Here is a 2,070-nt window from a genome sequence, read left to right on the forward strand (position 1 = left end):
CTTGCTGCACGCCACAAACACGAGCATCGCCACGCCTGCAATGATTCCCCGGCGAATGTAAAGCTTCATGTGAGTATTCCTCCTGTCAAATTGATGCAATCTAAATTCGAATTTTTAAAACGATGGCGGGCAACATACATTTTTTTAAAACGAATGTCAATGTCGGGATACTGTTGATCGCCGCCTGAGCTTGTCGAAGGCAGCCTGTCGAAGGCAGCTTGTCGTGGGATACTGGTTGCTTGTTGCTGGTTTCTCTGCGAGCAACGCGCAACGAGATATGAACGTCACGGCGTCAAAACCACTTTTCCGATGCTTCTGCGTTGTTCGATATATTGATGCGCCGCGGCAGCCTGCTCGAACGGGAAAGCCTTGTCAACATGCGGCCGCACCCACCCTTCGTGTACGCCGGCCAGGATTGTCCGCATCCAACCGGACACTTTCTCGGCTTCATGCCACATGTGCCCGAGATTCGTGCCGAACACGGCTTTGTTGGTGTTCATCAGGCTAACCGGATTGAACCACGGCATTTTGGTGACGAGTTTAAGTAGGCCAAACACGCCCACACGCGATTCCGCGGCAGTCGAGATGCCGAACATGCCTAATCGCCCAGTCGCGCGCAGAGCCTTGTAACTCTTCTTCCAGTGCTTGCCGCCGAGCGGATCGATGATCAACTCCACTCCCCTGCCCTCGGTCAAGCGCTGCAACTCTTGTGACCAATCCTGCGTGCGATAATCGATGAGATGATCGAATCCGCGTTGTTTGAGAAACTCGTGCTTACTGGCGCTGGCGGTGCCATATGTTCTTGCGCCAATTTTTTTGGCAATATCCAATGCCGCAAGTCCCACCCCGCCGCCAGCATTGTGAATGAGGATTGAGTCTCCGGCGTGCAATGAACCCATGATAACCAGCAATTGATACACGGTTAAATACGTGACGGGAATCGCCGCGGCCTGTTCAAAATTTAGTGTTGCCGGCTTGTCAAAAACTTGCGCCACTGGCACGCGCACCATTTCAGAGTAACCGCCGAAGCGCGTCAAGGCAACGACTTCCGCACCGAGACGCGTTGTTTCAACGCCCTCTCCCACGCTTTCAATTATGCCTGAAACTTCGTAACCGACCACACACGGCGGTTTGGGCGCATCGGGATAAATTCCCTTGCGCGCCATGATGTCGGCGAAATTGATGCCTGCGGCTTTCACACGAATTAAGACCTCGCCACGTTTGGGTCTGGGATCGTCGCGTTCCTGAATTTTGAGTACTTCAACGCCGCCGGGCTTGGTGATGAAAACTTGTTTCAAGTTGGCTCCCTGGTTATTTGCTTTTCGACTCGTACACAATCGCCGTCCGGAAGCATAGGAAAGTATTGGCAAAAATCAAGTAGTGATTTCGTAGACCGGGCGTCCTGGAGGGAAAGAGGCCGGCACGGGGAGATCAGAGTGGCAGAGCGGCGCAAAAGACTGAAGAACAAGTTAGCCGTTTTTTGGCACGGAACGACTCATAGCGTTTCTTGAAAATCAAAAGTAACAATTGCATCATTTGAAATTTCTGCTATACTCTTAGTTGGAATACGACAGCATACTTATAAACGAGGGCGTGGAGTTGCAAAAAGTCATAGTTGATCAACAATCACTGTTCCCAGATTTAACTGCCGATTTTCCTTCCACACGCTATCAGGGCAGCAAAACTAGTTGATTGGATTTGGGAGCAAATCGAAGGTTTAGATTTCATGACCTGCTTGGATGCTTTTGCAGGCACTGGGGCAGTTGCCTATCGCATGAAAAAGGCAGGTAAGCAAGTAACCTATAACGATATACTTCGCTTCAATTACTATTTCGGATTGGCATTGATTGAAAATAACAAGGTTCACCTCAGTCCTCACGAAGTGCATTGGCTTCTTCAGAGACATCCCAATATTAAGTATCCAACTTTTGTGAGTCAATCCTTTTTTAGTTGAAATTTTTGATGGCTCCTGCTCACCCCCAGCTCTTTGAAAACACTCAAACGATGCAACGTCAACGTTTCTTCAAAGCCCTCGTCCAAACTCGTCACCGCGGATTGGTTCAGGCTTTG

At 49.9% G+C, this 2,070-nt stretch carries 2 protein-coding genes; one reads left to right on the forward strand and one right to left on the reverse strand.

The genetic code is table 11. From position 1 onward, the window contains the following. Positions 1 to 284 precede the first annotated feature (284 nt). Complete coding sequence (locus FBQ85_29655) at positions 285 to 1,298, reverse strand: zinc-binding dehydrogenase (GenBank protein ID MDL1879296.1); 1,014 nt, start codon at positions 1,296 to 1,298, stop codon at positions 285 to 287. A gap of 428 nt (positions 1,299 to 1,726) precedes the next feature. Here FBQ85_29655 and FBQ85_29660 point away from each other — a divergent pair, with 428 nt between their 5' ends. Beyond that, the gene (locus tag FBQ85_29660) at positions 1,727 to 1,954 is read left to right on the forward strand and encodes a hypothetical protein (protein MDL1879297.1); all 228 of its coding nucleotides are present in this window, start codon (positions 1,727 to 1,729) and stop codon (positions 1,952 to 1,954) included. Positions 1,955 to 2,070 lie beyond the last annotated feature (116 nt).

The sequence above is a fragment of the Cytophagia bacterium CHB2 genome (genome assembly GCA_030263535.1).
In the GTDB taxonomy this organism is placed as follows: Bacteria; Zhuqueibacterota; Zhuqueibacteria; order Zhuqueibacterales; family Zhuqueibacteraceae; genus Coneutiohabitans.

Coding starts and splice junctions, on each gene's coding strand:
- FBQ85_29660 (MDL1879297.1), top strand. CDS start 1,727: ATGACCTGCTTGGATGCTTTTGCAGGCACTGGGGCAGTTGCCTATCGC.